Annotated in this window: 15 protein-coding genes; 2 read left to right on the top strand and 13 right to left on the bottom strand. The window is 65.8% G+C overall.

The annotated features are described in order from the left end of the window. Nucleotides 1-6 precede the first annotated feature (6 nt). Nucleotides 7-954 carry an alpha/beta fold hydrolase gene (locus tag L0B83_RS10795; protein WP_234758413.1) on the top strand — a complete coding sequence of 316 codons (948 nt, stop codon included), beginning with the start codon at nucleotides 7-9 and terminating at the stop codon, nucleotides 952-954. Beyond that, complete coding sequence (locus L0B83_RS10790; protein ID WP_234758412.1) at nucleotides 951-2,036, top strand: glycosyltransferase family 4 protein; 1,086 nt, start codon at nucleotides 951-953, stop codon at nucleotides 2,034-2,036. Before L0B83_RS10795 ends, L0B83_RS10790 begins: the two co-directional genes overlap by 4 nt. Here L0B83_RS10790 and L0B83_RS10785 read toward each other — a convergent pair. The 13 genes from L0B83_RS10785 to pyrR all read right to left on the bottom strand — a co-directional run bounded on the left by L0B83_RS10785 (nucleotide 2,033) and on the right by pyrR (nucleotide 17,201). Further along, nucleotides 2,033-4,165: a primosomal protein N' gene (locus L0B83_RS10785; RefSeq protein ID WP_234758411.1), complete on the bottom strand. Its 2,133-nt coding sequence runs from the start codon at nucleotides 4,163-4,165 to the stop codon at nucleotides 2,033-2,035. The genes L0B83_RS10790 and L0B83_RS10785 overlap by 4 nt on opposite strands. Before the next feature lie 87 nt (nucleotides 4,166-4,252). Next, complete coding sequence (gene metK, locus L0B83_RS10780) at nucleotides 4,253-5,482, bottom strand: methionine adenosyltransferase (protein WP_234758410.1); 1,230 nt, start codon at nucleotides 5,480-5,482, stop codon at nucleotides 4,253-4,255. Between the two features lie 92 nt (nucleotides 5,483-5,574). Further along, nucleotides 5,575-6,822, bottom strand: a complete 1,248-nt coding sequence (coaBC, locus tag L0B83_RS10775; protein ID WP_234758409.1) for a bifunctional phosphopantothenoylcysteine decarboxylase/phosphopantothenate--cysteine ligase CoaBC — start codon at nucleotides 6,820-6,822, stop codon at nucleotides 5,575-5,577. 26 nt (nucleotides 6,823-6,848) lie between these two features. Further along, entirely contained in the window at nucleotides 6,849-7,109 is a 261-nt protein-coding gene (gene rpoZ / locus L0B83_RS10770) for a DNA-directed RNA polymerase subunit omega (protein ID WP_028267125.1), read from the bottom strand. Nucleotides 7,110-7,148: 39 nt separating this feature from the next. Continuing rightward, nucleotides 7,149-7,721 carry a guanylate kinase gene (gene gmk, locus L0B83_RS10765; RefSeq protein ID WP_234758408.1) on the bottom strand — a complete coding sequence of 191 codons (573 nt, stop codon included), beginning with the start codon at nucleotides 7,719-7,721 and terminating at the stop codon, nucleotides 7,149-7,151. Between the two features lie 79 nt (nucleotides 7,722-7,800). Further along, complete coding sequence (mihF, locus tag L0B83_RS10760; protein ID WP_234758407.1) at nucleotides 7,801-8,127, bottom strand: integration host factor, actinobacterial type; 327 nt, start codon at nucleotides 8,125-8,127, stop codon at nucleotides 7,801-7,803. A gap of 109 nt (nucleotides 8,128-8,236) precedes the next feature. After that, on the bottom strand, nucleotides 8,237-9,133 hold the full coding sequence (pyrF, locus tag L0B83_RS10755) for an orotidine-5'-phosphate decarboxylase (RefSeq protein ID WP_234758406.1): 897 nt from the start codon (nucleotides 9,131-9,133) through the stop codon (nucleotides 8,237-8,239). Further along, nucleotides 9,126-12,446, bottom strand: a complete 3,321-nt coding sequence (carB, locus tag L0B83_RS10750) for a carbamoyl-phosphate synthase large subunit (protein WP_234758405.1) — start codon at nucleotides 12,444-12,446, stop codon at nucleotides 9,126-9,128. The genes pyrF and carB overlap by 8 nt, the downstream gene beginning before the upstream one ends. After that, a complete protein-coding gene (gene carA / locus L0B83_RS10745; protein WP_234758404.1) occupies nucleotides 12,446-13,735 on the bottom strand; it encodes a glutamine-hydrolyzing carbamoyl-phosphate synthase small subunit in 1,290 nt (429 codons plus the stop codon). The genes carB and carA overlap by 1 nt, the downstream gene beginning before the upstream one ends. Further along, on the bottom strand, nucleotides 13,716-14,237 hold the full coding sequence (locus L0B83_RS10740) for a PH-like domain-containing protein (protein WP_234758403.1): 522 nt from the start codon (nucleotides 14,235-14,237) through the stop codon (nucleotides 13,716-13,718). Before L0B83_RS10740 ends, carA begins: the two co-directional genes overlap by 20 nt. Continuing rightward, entirely contained in the window at nucleotides 14,237-15,595 is a 1,359-nt protein-coding gene (locus tag L0B83_RS10735) for a dihydroorotase (protein ID WP_234758402.1), read from the bottom strand. The genes L0B83_RS10740 and L0B83_RS10735 overlap by 1 nt, the downstream gene beginning before the upstream one ends. Further along, entirely contained in the window at nucleotides 15,595-16,623 is a 1,029-nt protein-coding gene (locus L0B83_RS10730; RefSeq protein WP_234758401.1) for an aspartate carbamoyltransferase catalytic subunit, read from the bottom strand. The genes L0B83_RS10735 and L0B83_RS10730 overlap by 1 nt, the downstream gene beginning before the upstream one ends. Next, nucleotides 16,620-17,201, bottom strand: a complete 582-nt coding sequence (gene pyrR, locus L0B83_RS10725; RefSeq protein WP_234758400.1) for a bifunctional pyr operon transcriptional regulator/uracil phosphoribosyltransferase PyrR — start codon at nucleotides 17,199-17,201, stop codon at nucleotides 16,620-16,622. Before pyrR ends, L0B83_RS10730 begins: the two co-directional genes overlap by 4 nt. Between the last annotated feature and the right edge of the window lie 115 nt (nucleotides 17,202-17,316).

Here is a 17,316-nt window from a genome sequence, read left to right as displayed (position 1 = left end):
TGCCGAATGGAACAAGTGGACACCAACCACTCCCCCGAACCCGCACCAGCTTCCCCACGACAGTTCTTCAGCAAGGACCTCGCCTCGCGGACGAGTGCCTCGGACGTCGACGTCGACGGCAGCAACGTGGCCTATTGGTGCTACGAACCGGTCACGGTGACCGCGGCCACACGCACCATCCTGGTCATCCACGGCTTCCGCGGCGACCACCACGGCCTGCTCCGCGTAGTAGACCACCTGCCGGAAATGCGGGTCATCATGCCCGACCTTCCCGGCTTTGGCAGCTCGGAGCCTTTCTCGGGAGAGCCGCACACCGTGGAACGCTACGGGAAGTTCATCAGCGGTTTCATGGCGGCCCTGGGCCTCGGAGCGGACACCGTTCTCCTGGGGCACTCCTTCGGATCCATCGTCGCGAGCCACTTCGCCGCGGCGAACCCGGGCGCCATCCGTTCGCTGATCCTGGTCAATCCCATCGCGGCCCCCGCGCTTGAGGGCCCCAAGGGCCTCATGACCAAACTCGCGGTCCTGTACTACCAGGTCTCCGCCAAGCTCCCCCGCCGGCTTGGACTCGCCGTCTTGCGCAGCCGCATCATAGTCCGCGTCATGAGCGCCACGATGGCAAAGACCCGGGACAAGGAACTCCGGGCTTTTGTGCATGGCCAGCACGATGCGTACTTCTCCGCGTTCGCCGACCGCGCGAGCCTCCTGGAGTCATTCCGGGCGTCGGTGTCCAGCCACGTGGCCGAAGTCGCCGGGCAACTGGACCTTCCCGTGTTGCTCGTAGCCGGCGAGAAGGACGAGATCGCCCTGCTCCGGGACCAGCACAAGCTCCTGGAGTTGCTCCCGGACGGCACGCTGGAAGTGATCCCCGACGTCGGGCATCTGATCCATTACGAGACACCGGCGCCTGCCGCCGCCGCCATCCGCAGCTTCCTGGAGGAACACCCCGCGTGAAAATCGTCATAGATGCCCGCTTTACCCGCACGGACCATCATGACGGGATCAGCCGCTACGGATCGAGCCTCATCGCGGCGACGTCCAAGATCGCGGATGTCACCATGCTCATTAGTGACAAGCGCCAGTTGGCGCTCCTCCCGGATGTCCCCTACGTGCACATCGGCAGCCCGCTGTCTCCCCGCGAGCTGTTCGTGGCGCGCGAAGTCAACAAGCTCGGCGCCGATGTGGTGGTTTGCCCGATGCAGACGATGGGAACCTGGGGGCGCAAATACGGCCTGGTACTGACCCTGCACGACCTCATCTATTACGAGCACCCTGCCCCTCCCGGCTTCCTGCCCGCACCGGTAAGGCTGCTCTGGCGGCTGTACCACAAGGCATACTGGCCACAGCGCCTGCTGCTCAACCGGGCCGACATCGTCGCCACCATCAGCCACACCACCGAGTCGCTCATGGCGAAGTTCAAGCTGACGCGCCGACCAGTCCGGATTGTGGGCAACGCACCGCAGCCAGGCCAGGCGCCGCGCGATCCGGGCGCCGGCGCTGAGAAGTCGCTGCTCTACATGGGTTCCTTCATGCCCTACAAAAATGTGGAGACCATGATCCAGGGGATGGCCGAATTGCCCGGATTCACACTGCATCTGCTCAGCAGGATCACCCCCGGGCGCCGCGCCGAACTGGAGGGCTTGGTCCCGCCTGGTGCCAGCGTCGAGTTCCACAACGGAGTCACGGATGCCGAATACGATTCCCTCCTGCTCCGGGCCACCGCGCTCGTCAGCCTGTCCAGGGCGGAAGGTTACGGCCTTCCCTTGGTCGAGGCGATGGCACTTGGCACTCCGGTGATCGCCAGCGACACCCCCATCTTCCGTGAGGTGGGCGGGGACGCCGTGAGCTACGTTGACCCCGAATCGCCCGGCGAGTTCGCCGCAGCCGTGAAGGCCCTCGAAGACGGCGAAGTGTGGCAAGCGCGCTCACGCCGCTCCGTGGAACGTGCGGCCGATTTCTCGTGGGACGAGTCGGCCCGCCAACTGCTGGCCGTGGCCGAAGAGATCGTTGCGATGCGCAGCCGCAAACGGCGCTAGAGGACGTCGACGCCGTCGAGCCGCAATTGCACCGGCCCCGAAGTGCGCTTCGCCGCGCTTGCGGCTTTGACGGCCCTCATGGACTGGGTGGCAACAGCCGCCTGGGCATAGGGAATGAAGATCAGCGTCCTGACGTCAGGATCGTCGTCCAGCCCTGGGGCGCGCTGGGCCGACAAGGCGAGCGAGACCGGCGCGGGGCCCACGGTGCGGAGTTGGATGGTGCCGGCCAGGCTTTCGGTGAAATGCACGACGTCGGCCCTCTTGCCGGTCACTGAGGCGATCCGCACGGCGGGCGGCAACTCGAGCTCCTTCCGCAAGGCAAGTTCGCGGGAGGCATATCCCGCCGGGTCCCAGCGCAACAGGGCACCTGTCGCGGTGGTGTCGTCTGCGGTAACGACGACGAGTCCGCCTTCATTCGCGGGCCGCACGAGGGCCGCGGCATTGAACCATCGCCGTACCGTGTCCTCGCCGGCGCGCAGGTTTTCCCGGCGCAGTAGCGAATTGCCGTCCAGGAGCAGCGCCGCTGCGTAGCCGCCTGCCGCGACCGGTTCGGCCCCCACGGTTGCGACCACCAAGGCACGGGCTTCGGACACTGCGGCCTTGACCTGGTCGCCCGACGATGTCACGACGGGCTTGCCTGGAAAAGCCCTGCCCAGTTCTTCCGCGGTCCGCAGCACTCCGGCGGCACCCCTGCGGAGACGGCCGCCGCCGCAATGCCGGCAACGCCATTCCGGTGCCGGCGTGGAGCACCAGCGGCACTGCGGCAGGGCCGATTGTCCTGCGATTGCCAAGGGACCCTGGCAGTTGTTGCACCGGGCGGGTTCGCGGCAATCCTCGCACACCAGGGAGGGGGCATAGCCGGCCCGGGCAACCTGGACCAGGACGGGTCCGCGTTCCAGTCCTTCTTTGGCTGCCCGCCAGGCGGCGGCGGGCAATCGTGCGATCTTCGCCAGGGGGTCGCGTTCCTGCTCGAAGCTGTCAGCCGTATTGAGCACCCTGGGCGTCATGGCGCGGACCACTTGACGCGGCGCTTCCACTGGAACGGCCCACCCGCCCTCGACAAGCCGCTGAAGCTCTGTGCTGCGGCTGTGCGCAGCCATGAGGCACGCAGCCGACTCCTGTTCCGAACGCAAGAGCAGGATTTCCCGGGTGTGGGCGTAGGGAGCCCGCTGGTCAATGTGGAGGTCGTCGCCGTCGTCCCAGCAGACCACCAGCCCAAGGTCGCGCACCGGAGCGTATGCGGCGGAGCGGGTGCCTACTGCCACCGTCGCGGCGCCGCTGAGGAGCCGAAGGTAACTCCGGTACCGCGGTGTCTGGCCGTCGTCGGCCGTCAGGCGAGCGATCTCTCCGGGCGGCAGGACAGCGCGCAGCGCAGCCTCCATGCGGTCAAGATCGCGGTAGTCGGGAACGACGACGACGGCGCCGCGCCCGGAGGAGCGGACGGCCGCCACCGCGGATGCCACCAGCCCGGGCCAGGCTGCGGGTCCGAAACCCTGCGCCGCCGTCAAGACCGCGCGGGGTGAGCCGCCCCCGGCCAGGTGTTGCAGGTAGGGCGCTCCGTTGGTGTAGGAAGCCCAGGCCGCTTGGGCGTACGAAGCGGTCTCGGTCTGTCCTGCAGGACTGTCCAGCGGGGAATTGCCGTCCAGGAGGGACTCGCCGGAGAGGAACTGCTTTTCCAGCCGCGCGACGCGGGGAGGAATTGCCGTGCGGAGGACGTCGCTGAGCGTCCCGGCGTAGCGCGCGGCTACGCTTGAGGCGAGCTCCAGCAATGCGGGAGTCAGCACCGGGACGGCTGAAACCACTTTGAGGAGTGGGGTCAGGGCATGTCCGGCTTCCGACGATTCCATGCGCTCCAGGACGTAGCCGCTGAGTTCCTGGCCGCTGAAGCGGACTTTGACCCGGACGCCTGGCAGCGCGGTCCGGTCCAACTCGGCCGGGACGCTGTAGTCAAAGGGCCTGTCCAGATGCGGCAAGGAGGATTCGATCAGGACCCGGGCTACCGGGTTGCTGGCGGCGAGCGGCGGCCCGGCCGCGTCCTTCCCGCGCAGGGGGAAGCCTTGGAGCAGGGACGGCTGATGGGCCGGCGAGGACTGCGGCGCGGCAAAGGGAAGCAATGAACCGTCGCCCATGCTTGTCACCTCCCTGAAGTGCCGGATGCTTTATCGCAATCCAAGCAGGCACCACCGACAATTCCGGTTCCGGCTGGAGCGGCCACGTCAGGCGTTGAAGAATTCCTTCAGTTCGTCCACGCGGTCCAATCGTTCCCACGTGAAGTCCGGTTCTTCGCGGCCGAAGTGGCCGTGCGCTGCGGTCTTGGCGTAGATGGGGCGCTTGAGGTCGAGGGCGTCGATGATGGCGCGCGGACGCAAGTCGAAGATCTCCGCGATCGCCTCGCTGATCTTCGCCGGATCAACGGTCTCAGTGCCGAAGGTTTCGACGTAGGTGCCTACCGGACGCGCTTGGCCGATCGCGTAGGCGATCTGGATTTCGGCCCGCTTGGCCAAGCCAGCCGCCACGACGTTCTTCGCCACCCAGCGCATCGCGTAGGCCGCAGAGCGGTCCACCTTCGACGGATCCTTACCGGAGAAGGCACCGCCGCCGTGGCGGGCAAATCCGCCGTACGTGTCAACGATGATCTTCCGGCCGGTCAGCCCGGCGTCACCCACGGGACCGCCGATGACGAAGGCGCCGGCGGGGTTGAGGATATTTGTGACATGCGAGATGTCCAGGTTGGACACAGCCAGGACGGGATCGATCACGTGCGAGGCGAGATCTGCGCGCAGCTGATCGAGGTGGGCTTCTTCGGCATGCTGGCTGGAGATGACCACCGTCTCAACGGAAACCGGACGGTCCCGGTCGTAGCCGACCGTCACCTGGGTCTTGCCGTCAGGGCGCAAGTACGCCAGCTCGCCGCTCTTGCGGACTTCAGTGAGACGCTCGGACAGCCGGTGCGCGAGCCAAATGGGCGTCGGCATGTAGGACGGGGTCTCGTCGCTCGCATAGCCGAACATGATGCCCTGGTCACCGGCGCCTTGGAGGTCGTAGTCGTCCTCCTGGCGGCCTTCGCGCGCTTCGAGCGAGTTGAAGACGCCGCCGGCGATGTCATTGGACTGCTGTCCAATGGAGACAGACACGCCGCAACGGGCGCCGTCGAAGCCATTGGCGGACGAATCGTAACCGATTCCGAGGATGGTCTCGCGGACGATCTGCGGGATTTCAACGTACGCATCCGTGGTGACTTCACCGGCAACGTGCACCAAGCCGGTGGTGGCCATGGTTTCAACGGCAACGCGCGACTCGGGGTCTGCCGCCAGGAGCGCGTCAAGGATGGCGTCGCTGATCTGGTCGCAGATCTTGTCCGGGTGCCCCTCGGTAACCGACTCGGATGTGAAGAGCCGGAGCTTGGACGGGGTGCCGTGGGATTCATGGTGCAGCGGTAAAGTCACTCGACTACCTTACTCGGTTGGGGACGGCCGGCTTCCGCCGTATGTCCCAATGCTAAGGATGGGCCAGCTGGCTCATGAGCCTTGCCCGGCGCCTAGGTGGCGGGGCGCACTTGGCTTAATTCGCTGCTGATCCGGTCAATGACGGCGGCGGCGACGTCGGATTTGGAACCCGCCGCGGACTGCGGCGCCGCGCCATGGCCGGAGAGAATGATCACAGAATTCTGGTCCTGGCCGAAGACTTGCCCGACGCCGACCTGGTTGACCACCAAAAGGTCGCAGCCTTTGCGCTTGAGCTTGGCGGTGGCGTGTTCCAGGACGTTGCCGTCCTCGTCCCCGGTCTCGGCCGCAAAACCGATGATCAGTTGCGTGGATGCCTCGGCGTCGCGCCGCACCACGAGTTCATGGAGAATGTCCGGGTTCTGCACGAGCCGCACCACGGGGGCGTCGTTGCCATTGGCCTTCTTGATCTTCGTGCCTGAAACCTCGGCAGGCCGGAAATCCGCGACAGCCGCGGCCATGATCACGACGTCGGAGCCGACGGCGGCTTCCAGCGCTGCGTCACGCAGTTCCAGCGCGGATTCGACCTGGACCAGTTCGACCCCTGCGGGTGCCTGCACGTCCATGTGGGCAGCGAGGAACCTCACGTGGGCACCTGCGTCGAGAGCAGCGGCGGCCAGGGCAACACCCTGCTTGCCGGAAGACCTGTTCCCGAGGAAACGGACTGGGTCCAGGGGCTCCCTGGTGCCGCCGGCGGAGATCGTGATGGTGCGCCCGGCCAGCGGTTTCGATCCGGCAATGCGGCCTGAAGGCGAGGAGGCGCCCACCAACGCCATGGCGGCCGCGAAGATCGCTTCCGGCTCGGGCAGCCTGCCCGGCCCGGAGTCCGCGCCTGTCAGCCGGCCCACCGCGGGTTCCAGAACGGTGATTCCCCTGCTGCGGAGTGTTTCCACGTTCGCCTGGGTGGCTTGGTTCTGCCACATTTCGGTGTGCATGGCCGGGGCGAAAAGAACCGGGCCGTGGGCCATGAGCAGCGTGTTGGTAAGCAGGTCCCCCGCTTGTCCGGTTGCTGCCTTCGCAAGCAGGTCTGCGGTTGCCGGGGCGACCACAATGAGGTCCGCCTCATGGCCGAGACGGACGTGGTTGACCTTCTCGACATCGTCAAAGACGCTGTTGCTCACTGGATTGCCCGAGAGGGCCTCCCACGTAGCCACGCCGACAAAGCGGACGGCGGCCTCAGTGGGAATGACCGTGACGTTGTGTCCGGCTTCAGTAAAAAGCCGGAGGAGCGATGCAACCTTGTAGGCTGCGATCCCTCCCCCGACTCCGAGGACTATGCGCACGTGACCTCCGTCAACAGGCAGTCTGCTTACTCTGCGGGCTCGATGGGCGTGGAAACCAGCAGGCCTTCGTTGATCTCGCGCAGGGCGATGGAAAGCGACTTCTCGTTCAGCTTGGTGTCGACCAGCGGGCCGACGTACTCGAAGAGGCCCTCGTGCAGCTGGGCGTAGTACGCGTTGATCTGGCGTGCGCGCTTGGCGCCGAAAATCACCAGGCCGTACTTGGAATCGGCAGCAGCAAGCAGCTCGTCGATCGGCGGGTTGATGATGCCTTCAAGGTTCGTGGACACGAATTCTCCAAATTCTAACGGGCTGACAACTGCTAGCGCTTAGCGCTGGTGCGGGGTAAGCCCCATGAGTGAAACAAGCTCGTCCGCTGCCCGGCGTACGTCGTCATTGATGACGGTGTGGTCAAACTCCGGTTCAGCGGCAAGTTCCAGTTTAGCGGTTTCCAGCCGGCGCTGCTGTTCTTCCGGGGTTTCAGTGCCGCGTCCCACCAAGCGGCGGACCATTTCGTCCCAGCTGGGCGGAGCAAGGAACACGAAATTGGCGTCCGGAACTGCCGCCTTGACCTGGCGGGCGCCCTGCAAATCGATCTCCAACAGCACGGACTTGCCTTCGGCGATGGCAGCGTCCACGGTGCTGCGGAGCGTGCCGTAGCGGTTCCTTCCGTGGACAACGGCCCATTCAAGCAACTGCCCGTCCTCAACCAGCGCGTCGAACTCTTCGGCGGTTTTGAAGAAGTAGTGGACCCCGTCCTTCTCCCCCGGCCGCGGTGCGCGGGTGGTGGCTGAAACCGACAGCCAGACCTCGGGGTAATTGTCCCGGATATATGTAGATACTGTTCCCTTGCCAACGGCAGTGGGGCCTGCGAGGACGGTCAGTCCCGGATTCTTGCTCACATCGTCCTTCGTGGAGGGGCGTTAAGCGCTGTTGTTCTTAAACGCTGCATTCGCTGTGCTTTTTAAGCGCTGCATTCGTTTAAACGCTGTATTTGTCTTCCATAAAATCTATCAGCGACCGGGACTGGTGAATTCCCAGGCCCCTGAGCCGGCGTGAAGCAGCGATCCCTATCTCCGCCATGATGGCCGCTGCGCGTACCGGACCAACGCCCGGCACGGCCTCGATGAGCTCGGAAACACGCATCCGGGCGATGGCTTCGTCAGTCTGCGCCGATTTGATCAGGCCGGCAAAGCTGAGTTCGCCCGTCCTGAGCTGTTCCTTCGCGAGTGCGCGCCTTGCCCGGGCTCTCGCTGCTTTTTCCAAGGCATCGGAACGTTCCTCTGGCGACAGAGCCTTTAAGGTCACTGACACATCCCCCTTTGGCCGGCAGCGAGTGCATAGCGGATTGGACTGATCCTGAAGCTATCCTGTGGCCAGTGCGGAGCGCAATGGATTGGCCCCACCAAGATGGCGCTCAGGCGTCCAGCAAGCCGTCGCGGGTGGATTCGGTGGCGGACCGCAATCCGGCAATCGTTGGTCCAGCTGCCAGGATTCCCCGGCTCGACGTCGCGAGGACCGCCGGGTATGCCGCGCCGAAAGTGGCACGCAAATCCGCCGGTGTGGCTCCCTGTGCGCCCAGCCCGGGCGCGAGGATCGGCCCATGGACGGCATCGAGGTCCAGCCCGAGGTCCACGAGTGCCCCTCCGATCGTGGCACCTACCACGAGGCCCACAGAGCCCAGGCCCCCCGTACGCAGGGCGGCGGGATAGCGGCGGTTCTCCGCTCCCGCGGCCTCGGCGATCCGCCGGGCCACGGACTCCGGACCGCCAACGTGCTGGACGGACTTGCCCTCCGGGTTGGACGTGAGTGCGAGCACAAAAACACCACGGCCCGATTCGGCCGCAAGGTCCAGGGCCGGGCGCAGCGATTCGAAGCCGAGGTACGGGCTCAGCGTCACCGAGTCTGCTGCCAAGGCGGAACCGTCCCGTAGCCAGGCGTCGGCATATGCGGCCATCGTGGAGCCGATGTCTCCGCGTTTGGCGTCGGCGATGCTCAAGACACCGGCATCGGAGGCGGCCGCAAGGGTCCGTTCCAGGACCGCCATCCCGGCCGAGCCGTGACGCTCATAGAGTGCCACCTGCGGCTTGACCGCGGCAGCGAGCGACGCCACGGCCTCCACGACGGTGAGGGAAAAGCTTTCCAGGCCGGCGGCGTCGTCGTTCAATCCCCAGTCCGCCAGGAGTCCGGGGTGGGGGTCGATGCCGACGCACAAGGGCCCGCGGGCAGCCATCGCGGCAGCGAGGCGGGAGCCGAACGGCTCCTGCCCCGGCTGCGCAAGGGCCTGCCGGACGGCTTCGGCAGACTCAGGCATTGACGGCCTCGGCCGTTGCGGCCTGGGAAGCTGACAATGCCGCCGCGTGTTCCTGAAGGCTCGTCACGGACCACTCGTAGGTGCGCAGCGCCTCGATGGCCTGCACCGCGGCATTGAACTCCGCCACGGTCGTGATGCAGGGGATGCCGATGGACGTAGCGGCAGCGCGGAGTTCGTAGCCGTCGCTGCGGGCTTCGCCGCCGGAAGGCGTGTTGAAGACCATGTCGATTTCGCCGGCGACAATGAGGTCCGCGATGGTTCCTTCGCCTTCCGCGCTGCTGCCTTCGGCGACCTTGCGGACGGGGGTGGCCTGGATGCCGTTGCGCCGCAGGACATCCGCGGTACCGCCGGTGGAGACAATTTCGAAACCGAGGTCCGACAGGCGCTTGACGCCCATGATCACCGAGCGCTTGTCGCGGTTCGCGACAGAGACGAAGATCTTGCCTTCCGTGGGCAAAGCGTTGTTGGCCGCGGACTGGCTCTTGGCGAAAGCGGTGTCGAAATGCTTGTCGATGCCCATGACCTCACCCGTGGAGCGCATTTCCGGGCCGAGGAGCGAGTCCACTACCTTGCCTGCGGGGGTCCGGAAACGGCTGAACGGCAGCACCGCTTCCTTCACGGCCACAGGGGCGTCGAGTGGAAGGTTGGAACCATCGCCTGTTTCCGGCAGCATCTTGTAGGCGCTGCGGAGCTGGTTGATGGTCACTCCGGTGCCGATGAGCGCGGCGGCTTTGGCCATCTGTACGCCGGTGGCCTTGGAAACGAACGGCACTGTGCGGGATGCGCGCGGGTTTGCTTCCAGGACGTAGAGCACATCGGACGCCAGCGCGAACTGGATGTTGATCAGGCCGCGGACGCCGACGCCTTCGGCGATGGCCCGGGTGGCCGTACGGACGCGTTCGATCACGTTGCTGCCCAGGGTGATCGGGGGCAGGACGCAGGCGGAGTCGCCGGAGTGGATGCCGGCCTCCTCGATGTGCTCCATGATGCCGCCGAGGTACATGTCCGTGCCGTCGAAGAGCGCGTCGACGTCGATTTCGACGGCGTCCTCAAGGAAGCGGTCGATCAGCACCGGGTGGTCCGGGGTGATTTCCGTGGCGTTGGCGATGTAGCGCGAGAGGTTGGCCTCGTCGTAGACGATCTCCATGCCGCGTCCGCCCAGCACGTACGACGGACGAACGAGGACCGGGTAGCCGATTTCGTCGGCGATCTTCTTGGCGTCCTCGAAAGACACAGCCGTGCCGTTCTTCGGGGCGATCAATCCGGCCCGGTCAAGCACGCGGGAGAACATGCCGCGGTGCTCGGCAAGGTCGATTGCTTCCGGGGAGGTACCCAGGATCGGCACGCCGGCGTCGGCCAGCTGCTGTGCGAGCTTGAGCGGAGTCTGGCCGCCGAGCTGCACGAAGACGCCCATGACGCCGCCCGTGCGCTCCTCAGCCGCGATGACTTCGAGGACATCCTCGAGCGACAGCGGTTCGAAGTACAAGCGCGTGGAGACGTCGTAGTCCGTGGACACAGTTTCCGGGTTGCAGTTGACCATGACGGTCTCGTAACCGGCCTTGCGCAACGCCATGGAAGCGTGGACGCAGGAGTAGTCGAACTCGATGCCTTGGCCGATGCGGTTCGGTCCCGAACCCAGGATGATGACGGACGGCTTGGAGTGCAGGGCAACCTCGTCCTCCTCGTCATACGCCGAGTAGTGGTACGGGGTGTAGGCGGCAAATTCGGCGGCACAGGTGTCCACCGTCTTGTAGACAGGACGGATGCCCAATGCCTGCCGGACGCCGCGCACAACCGCTTCCGGGTTGTGGGTCAGGGCGCCGATCTGCTCGTCCGAGAAGCCGTGGCGCTTGGCGTTGCGGAGCATGTCTTCCGTCAGGGCACCGGCGTTGCGGATCTCCTGGGACGTTTCGTTGAGCAACTGCAGCTGGTCCAGGAACCACGGATCGATCTTGGTGGCGGCGTAGAGTTCTTCCACCGAGGCCCCACCCAGCAAGGCGCGCTGCACCTGGTACAGGCGGTCCGTCGTCGGGCGCTTGGACTTCTCGACCAGCTCGGGAACTTCCCATTCGGGCACGTGGCTGAAGTCCAGCTGGGAACCCTTCTGCTCAAGCGAGCGAAGGGCCTTCTGCAGGGCCTCCGTGAAGTTGCGGCCCATGGCCATGGCCTCGCCGACCGACTTCATTGTGGTGGTCAGCGTGTTGTCCGCGGCCGGGAACTTCTCGAACGCAAAGCGGGGAACCTTGACGACGACGTAGTCGAGGGTCGGCTCGAAGCTCGCCGGGGTCTTCTGCGTGATGTCATTGGGGATCTCGTCCAGCGTGTAGCCCAAGGAGAGCTTGGTGGCGATTTTCGCGATCGCGAAGCCGGTGGCCTTGGAGGCCAGCGCGGACGAACGCGAAACACGCGGGTTCATTTCGATGACGACGACGCGTCCCGTGTCCGGTTCGATGGCGAACTGGATGTTGCAGCCGCCGGTGTCGACACCGACTTCGCGGATGACGGCGATGGCGACGTCCCGCAGCTTCTGGTACTCGCGGTCGGTCAGGGTCAGGGCCGGGGCAACGGTGATGGAGTCCCCCGTGTGGACGCCCACCGGATCGAAGTTCTCGATGGAGCACACAACAACGACATTGTCGTTCTTGTCGCGCATCATTTCCAGCTCGTATTCTTTCCAGCCCAGGATGCTCTCTTCGAGCAGGACCTCGGAAGTCGGGCTGTACTGCAGGCCCTGGCCCACGATGCGGCGCAGGTCGTCCTCGTTGTACGCCAGGCCCGAGCCCAGGCCGCCCATGGTGAACGACGGACGGACCACCATCGGGTAGCCGAGGTCGTCCGCCGCGGCGAAGGCTTCGTCCATGGTGTGGATGATGTGGCTGCGGGCCGACTCGGCGCCGCAGCGTTCCACGACGCCCTTGAACTTCTCGCGGTCCTCGCCAAGTTCGATCGCGGCGATGTTGGCACCGATGAGTTCGACGTTGTACTTCTCGAGCACGCCGTTCTTGTCCAGGGCGATGGCCGTGTTGAGCGCCGTCTGTCCACCCAGGGTGGGCAGCACGGCGTCCGGACGCTCCTTGGCGATGATCTTTTCGACCACCTCGGGAGTGATCGGCTCGACGTAGGTGGCATCGGCGAACTCAGGGTCCGTCATGATGGTGGCCGGGTTGGAGTTCACGAGGATGACGCGCAAGCCCTCCTCCTTGAGCACACGCAGCGCCTGGGTCCCGGAGTAGTCGAATTCGGCCGCCTGGCCGATGACGATCGGGCCGGAACCGATAACGAGGACGCTCTTGAGATCTGTACGCTTTGGCATTACTTGTTGTCCTCGTTCTTCGCGGAGTTCGATGTCTGAGTGTCGGTGGCCTGCGCGGCGCCATCGCCGTTCTTCGTGCTCTCCATCAGGTCGATGAAGCGGTCGAAGAGGTATGCGGCGTCGTGCGGTCCGGCTGCGGCTTCGGGGTGGTACTGGACCGAGAAGGCCGGGATGTCGAGGCAGGCGAGTCCTTCTACGACGTCGTCGTTCAGGCTCACGTGGCTGACCTCGACCCGGCCGAAGCGCTCTTCGGGAGCCATCGTGGCACCGTCCGTGGGAGCGTCGACGGCGAAGCCGTGGTTTTGCGAGGTGATTTCCACTTTGCCCGTGCGGCGGTCCATCACCGGCTGGTTGATGCCGCGGTGGCCGTACTTGAGCTTGTAGGTACCGAATCCGAGGGCACGGCCCAGGATTTGGTTGCCGAAGCAGATGCCGAAGTACGGCAGCTTCTCGTCGAGCACGGAGCGGAGCAGGTTCACCTGGGCGTCTGCGGTGGCGGGGTCGCCCGGGCCGTTGGACATGAAGAAGCCGTCCGGGTTGACTGCCTTGACGTCCTCCAGGGTTGCGGTGGCCGGCAGGACGTGGACGCGCACGCCGCGTTCGGCGAAGCGGACCGGGGTCATCGCCTTGATGCCAAGGTCTACCGCCGCGATGCTGAATTTCGGCTCGCCGTCCCAGCCATGGTCTGCGGGTTCGACGACGTAGGCTTCCTGGATGCTCACTTCTTCGGCCAGGCGGGCGCCTTCCATGGGGGCGCTGGCCAGGACAGTGTCCAGGAGTTCCTTGTCGGTGGCCTTGGCTGCCTCGCCGGAGAAGATTCCGGCCCGCATGGTCTTGTGTTCGCGCAGGTGCCGGGTGATGGCGCGGGTGTCCACGGCCTGGATTCCGACGATGCCCTGGTCCGCAAGCTCTTCGTCAAGGCTGCGTTCCGAGCGCCAGTTCGAGGGACGGCGTGCGGCGTCACGGACTACGTACCCTGCCACCCAGATGCGGCGGGACTCTGCGTCCTCTTTGTTCACGCCGGTGTTCCCGATGTGCGGAGCCGTCTGGACCACCAGCTGGCGGGCGTACGAAGGGTCCGTAATGGTTTCCTGGTACCCGGTCATGCCGGTGGCGAAGACCGCCTCGCCCAGGGCCACGCCGGTCGCGCCGTAGCTGCGGCCGCGGAATGTGCGCCCGTCTTCGAGGACCAGCACTGCCGCCGAGGACTCTGCTGGGTTGGTCTTGCCTGTCACTGTGCCTGCTGCGGCATTGCTATCCGTCACTTTGTTACTTTCCACTATCGGCATCTGCCTGGGGGGCTGCAGAGATCAATTCTTGAAGTGCTTCGAGGAGCGGTTGCTTGTCGGCGGCTTGCCTGGGTCTGAATCCGGTATCGAGTCCGCGCCCGCCGAGCATCCAGCTCAGGACCACGAGTCCGTCCTTCTCTACGAACTTGCCGGCCATCCCGTTGGCGCTGCCGCAATCCGTCACCGATTCCGCCGGGACGAACAAGGGCGCGGTCCCCTTCCGGTCGAAGAGGACGCCTTCCGGGTGGACGCTCATTTCCGCGTTCCCGCGGAAGCCAAGCCCGTGGACTGCGATCCGGTCAAGCCAGTCTCCCGCCGTCGTCGTGGCCACGTACTGGCCTTCAGCCACAACGCTGGCCGGGCTGAGCGTTTCGGACACGTCCGGAAGCTGCCCGAGGCCGGCCTGCCGTTTGAGCCTGCCGCGCCAACCGATCGCAATGAGTCCGGCCGCGACCCCGGCGAGGACCACGACGAGGAGCAAGGAGGCAATCTTGGTGTCCATCACTTGCTGCCGGCACCAGCCGGCTCCGCTGCGTAGCGGTACGGCGTATTGAGCTTGCCGTCCAGTACGGTGGGGTGGCCCTTGAAGAACGTGGCGACGACGGCGCCCGGCAGCTCTTTGCCCGCAAAGGGTGAGTTCCGGCCCATGGTCGCCATCTTATGCGGATCGACTGTCCAGCGGGCAGCCGGGTCCACCAAGATGACGTTCGCGGGCTCGCCGACCTCAAGCGGCCGGCCCTGGTCCGCCACGCGGCCGATGGCCGCGGGAACCGTGGAGGTGACGCGGGCGAAGTCCGCCCACGTCATGAGCCCGGTTTCGATCATGGTTTCCTGGACTACTGACAAGGCCGTTTCCAGTCCCGTCATGCCCATGGCGGCCTGTGCCCACTCGCATTCTTTGTGCTCGCTCGGGTGCGGTGCGTGGTCCGTGCCGACGACGTCGATGGTGCCGTCCGCAAGCCCCGCACGGAGCGCCTGGACATCGGCGTCGGTGCGCAGGGGCGGGTTGACCTTGTAGACGGGGTCGTAGCTGCGGACCAGTTCGTCGGTGAGCAGCAAGTGGTGGGGCGTGACCTCGGCGGTGACGTTGATGCCGCGTTCCTTGGCCCAACGGACGATTTCCACGGAGCCGGCCGTGGAGACGTGGCAGACGTGCAGGCGCGAGCCGACGTGCTGGGCCAGGAGGACGTCCCTGGCGATGATGCTTTCCTCCGCGACTGCCGGCCATCCGGCCAGTCCGAGGACCGCGGACACGGTGCCCTCGTTCATCTGGGCCCCCGCGGTGAGGCGAGGTTCCTGCGCGTGCTGGGCAACGACGCCGTCGAACGCCTTGACGTACTCCAGGGCGCGGCGCATCAGCACGGGATCGTGGACGCAGATTCCGTCGTCGGAGAAGACCCGGACCTGCGCACGGGAATCCGCCATGGCGCCCAGTTCGGCGAGCTGCTCGCCGGCGAGGCCGACCGTTACGGCGCCTACCGGGCGGACATCAACCCAACCCGAGGCCCGGCCCAGGCTGTGCACTTGCTCGACGACGCCGGCGGTGTCCGCCACGGGGTTGCTGTTGGCCATGGCGTGGACCGCGGTGTAACCGCCAAGGGCCGCGGCGCGGGTGCCCGTCTCGACGGTTTCCGCGTCCTCCCGGCCGGGCTCGCGCAGGTGCGTGTGGATGTCCACCATGCCTGGCAGCGCCACGAGGCCCGCGGCGTCGATGACGGTCGCGCCATCTGCGGAAAGGCCGACGCCGCGCCCGGCGATGACGCCGTCACGGATCAGCAGGTCTTCGGCGTCGCCGCCCAGGATAGCGGCGCCGCGGATCAAGTAGGTACCCGTCGATGTTCCTGTTGCGGTCTCGGTCATCAGTTGATCTCCTTGTCGGAACGGGCAGTGTTGGTTCGGGCTGCGCCTGGAGTGTGGGCGGCTTCACGGGTATCCCCCGAGAGCAGCAGGTACAACGCCGCCATCCGGACGGACACGCCGTTCCGAACCTGGGCCAGGACGGTGGAACGGGTGGAATCGGCCGCGGCCGAGGAGATTTCCAAACCGCGGTTCATGGGACCCGGGTGCAGGATGATGGTGTCCTTGAGCCCAAGGTCGTCGAGCGCGCGCAGGCGGCGATCGTCGAAGCCCCAGCGCCGCGAATACTCGCGGGTGGACGGGAAGAAGGAAGCGTTCATGCGCTCGCCTTGGACGCGCAGCATCATGATGGCGTCCACTCCCCCCTCGAGCGTCTCGTCGAGATTGTAGCTGACCTTGCAAGGCCAGTGTCCGACGCCGATCGGCAGCAAGGTGGGCGGGGCCACGAGGGTTACTTCCGCACCAAGGGTGCGAAGGAGCCACACGTTTGAACGCGCGACACGGGAGTGCAGTACGTCGCCGGCGATCGCGACGCGCATGCCGGTGAGGTCTGCGCCCGTGGATGCCGAGCCGTGCAAGGCGGACCAGTGCCGGCGCATCGTGAAAGCGTCGAGGAGGGCCTGCGTGGGGTGCTCGTGGGTGCCGTCCCCGGCGTTGATGACGGCAGCGTCTATCCAGTCGGTGGCGGCCAGCCGGTGCGGGGCGCCGGAAGCCCAGTGGCGGATCACAACTGCGTCCGCCCCCATGGCCGCCAGCGTCTGCGCGGTGTCCTTGAGGGACTCGCCTTTCGAAACCGAGGACCCTTTCGCAGCGAAGTTGATGACGTCGGCGGAGAGCCGCTTCGCCGCTGCCTCGAAGGAAATACGGGTGCGGGTTGAGTCCTCGAAGAAGAGGTTGACCACGGTCCGCCCGCGCAGGGCCGGCAGTTTCTTGACCTCCCGGTCCCCTACCGTAGCCATCTCTTCGGCGGTGTCAAGGATGCGGATGGCGTTCGCAGCGCTGAGGTCCTCGGTGGAGAGCAGGTGCTTCATGCGCCCGCCTCGATCACAACTTCGTTGATCGGCTGACCGTCCGCGGAGTCGAGTTCTTCGAGGCGGACCCGGACCTTTTCGGAGGAAGAGGTGGGCAGGTTCTTGCCGACGTGGTCCGCGCGGATCGGCAGTTCGCGGTGCCCGCGGTCCACGAGCACGGCCAGGCGGACGATGCGCGGCCTGCCGAGGTCGGTGATGGCGTCGAGCGCTGCACGAATGGTGCGTCCGGAGTACAGGACATCATCGATGAGGACAACCACCTTGTTGTCGATGCCGGACAACGGAAGCTTGGTGGGGTAAGGAGGCCTGGCTGGCTGGTGGGAAAGATCGTCACGGAACATGGTGACGTCCAACTGACCGACAATCGCAGCGGCATTGACGGATGGATCCGCGGCGGCGATTTTCTCCGCCAGCCGCACTGCCAGCGGATAGCCGCGGCGCGGGATGCCCAAAAGAACCAGATCCTGGGAGCCCTTGTTAGCTTCGAGGATCTCGTGGGCGATACGAGTGAGTGCGCGGTCAATGTCCGCGTGGTTGAGGACAACCCTGGACGGCACCGGCGCAGTGACTTCAGTCATCGCTCGTCTCCCCTTTCCCCGCCTCACGGGACGGAATTAAAAAAGGAACATTTGCCCTTCAAAATTACCACAGGGCCAAGGCCTGCCCGGCGCGCGTGCGGCCAAGCCAGTGCGC

Source organism: Arthrobacter alkaliphilus (assembly GCF_021483235.1).
Lineage (GTDB): Bacteria > Actinomycetota > Actinomycetes > Actinomycetales > Micrococcaceae > Arthrobacter > Arthrobacter alkaliphilus.
Note: the sequence above shows the minus strand (reverse complement) of the source record. Positions and strands in the feature narration are given on the sequence as shown.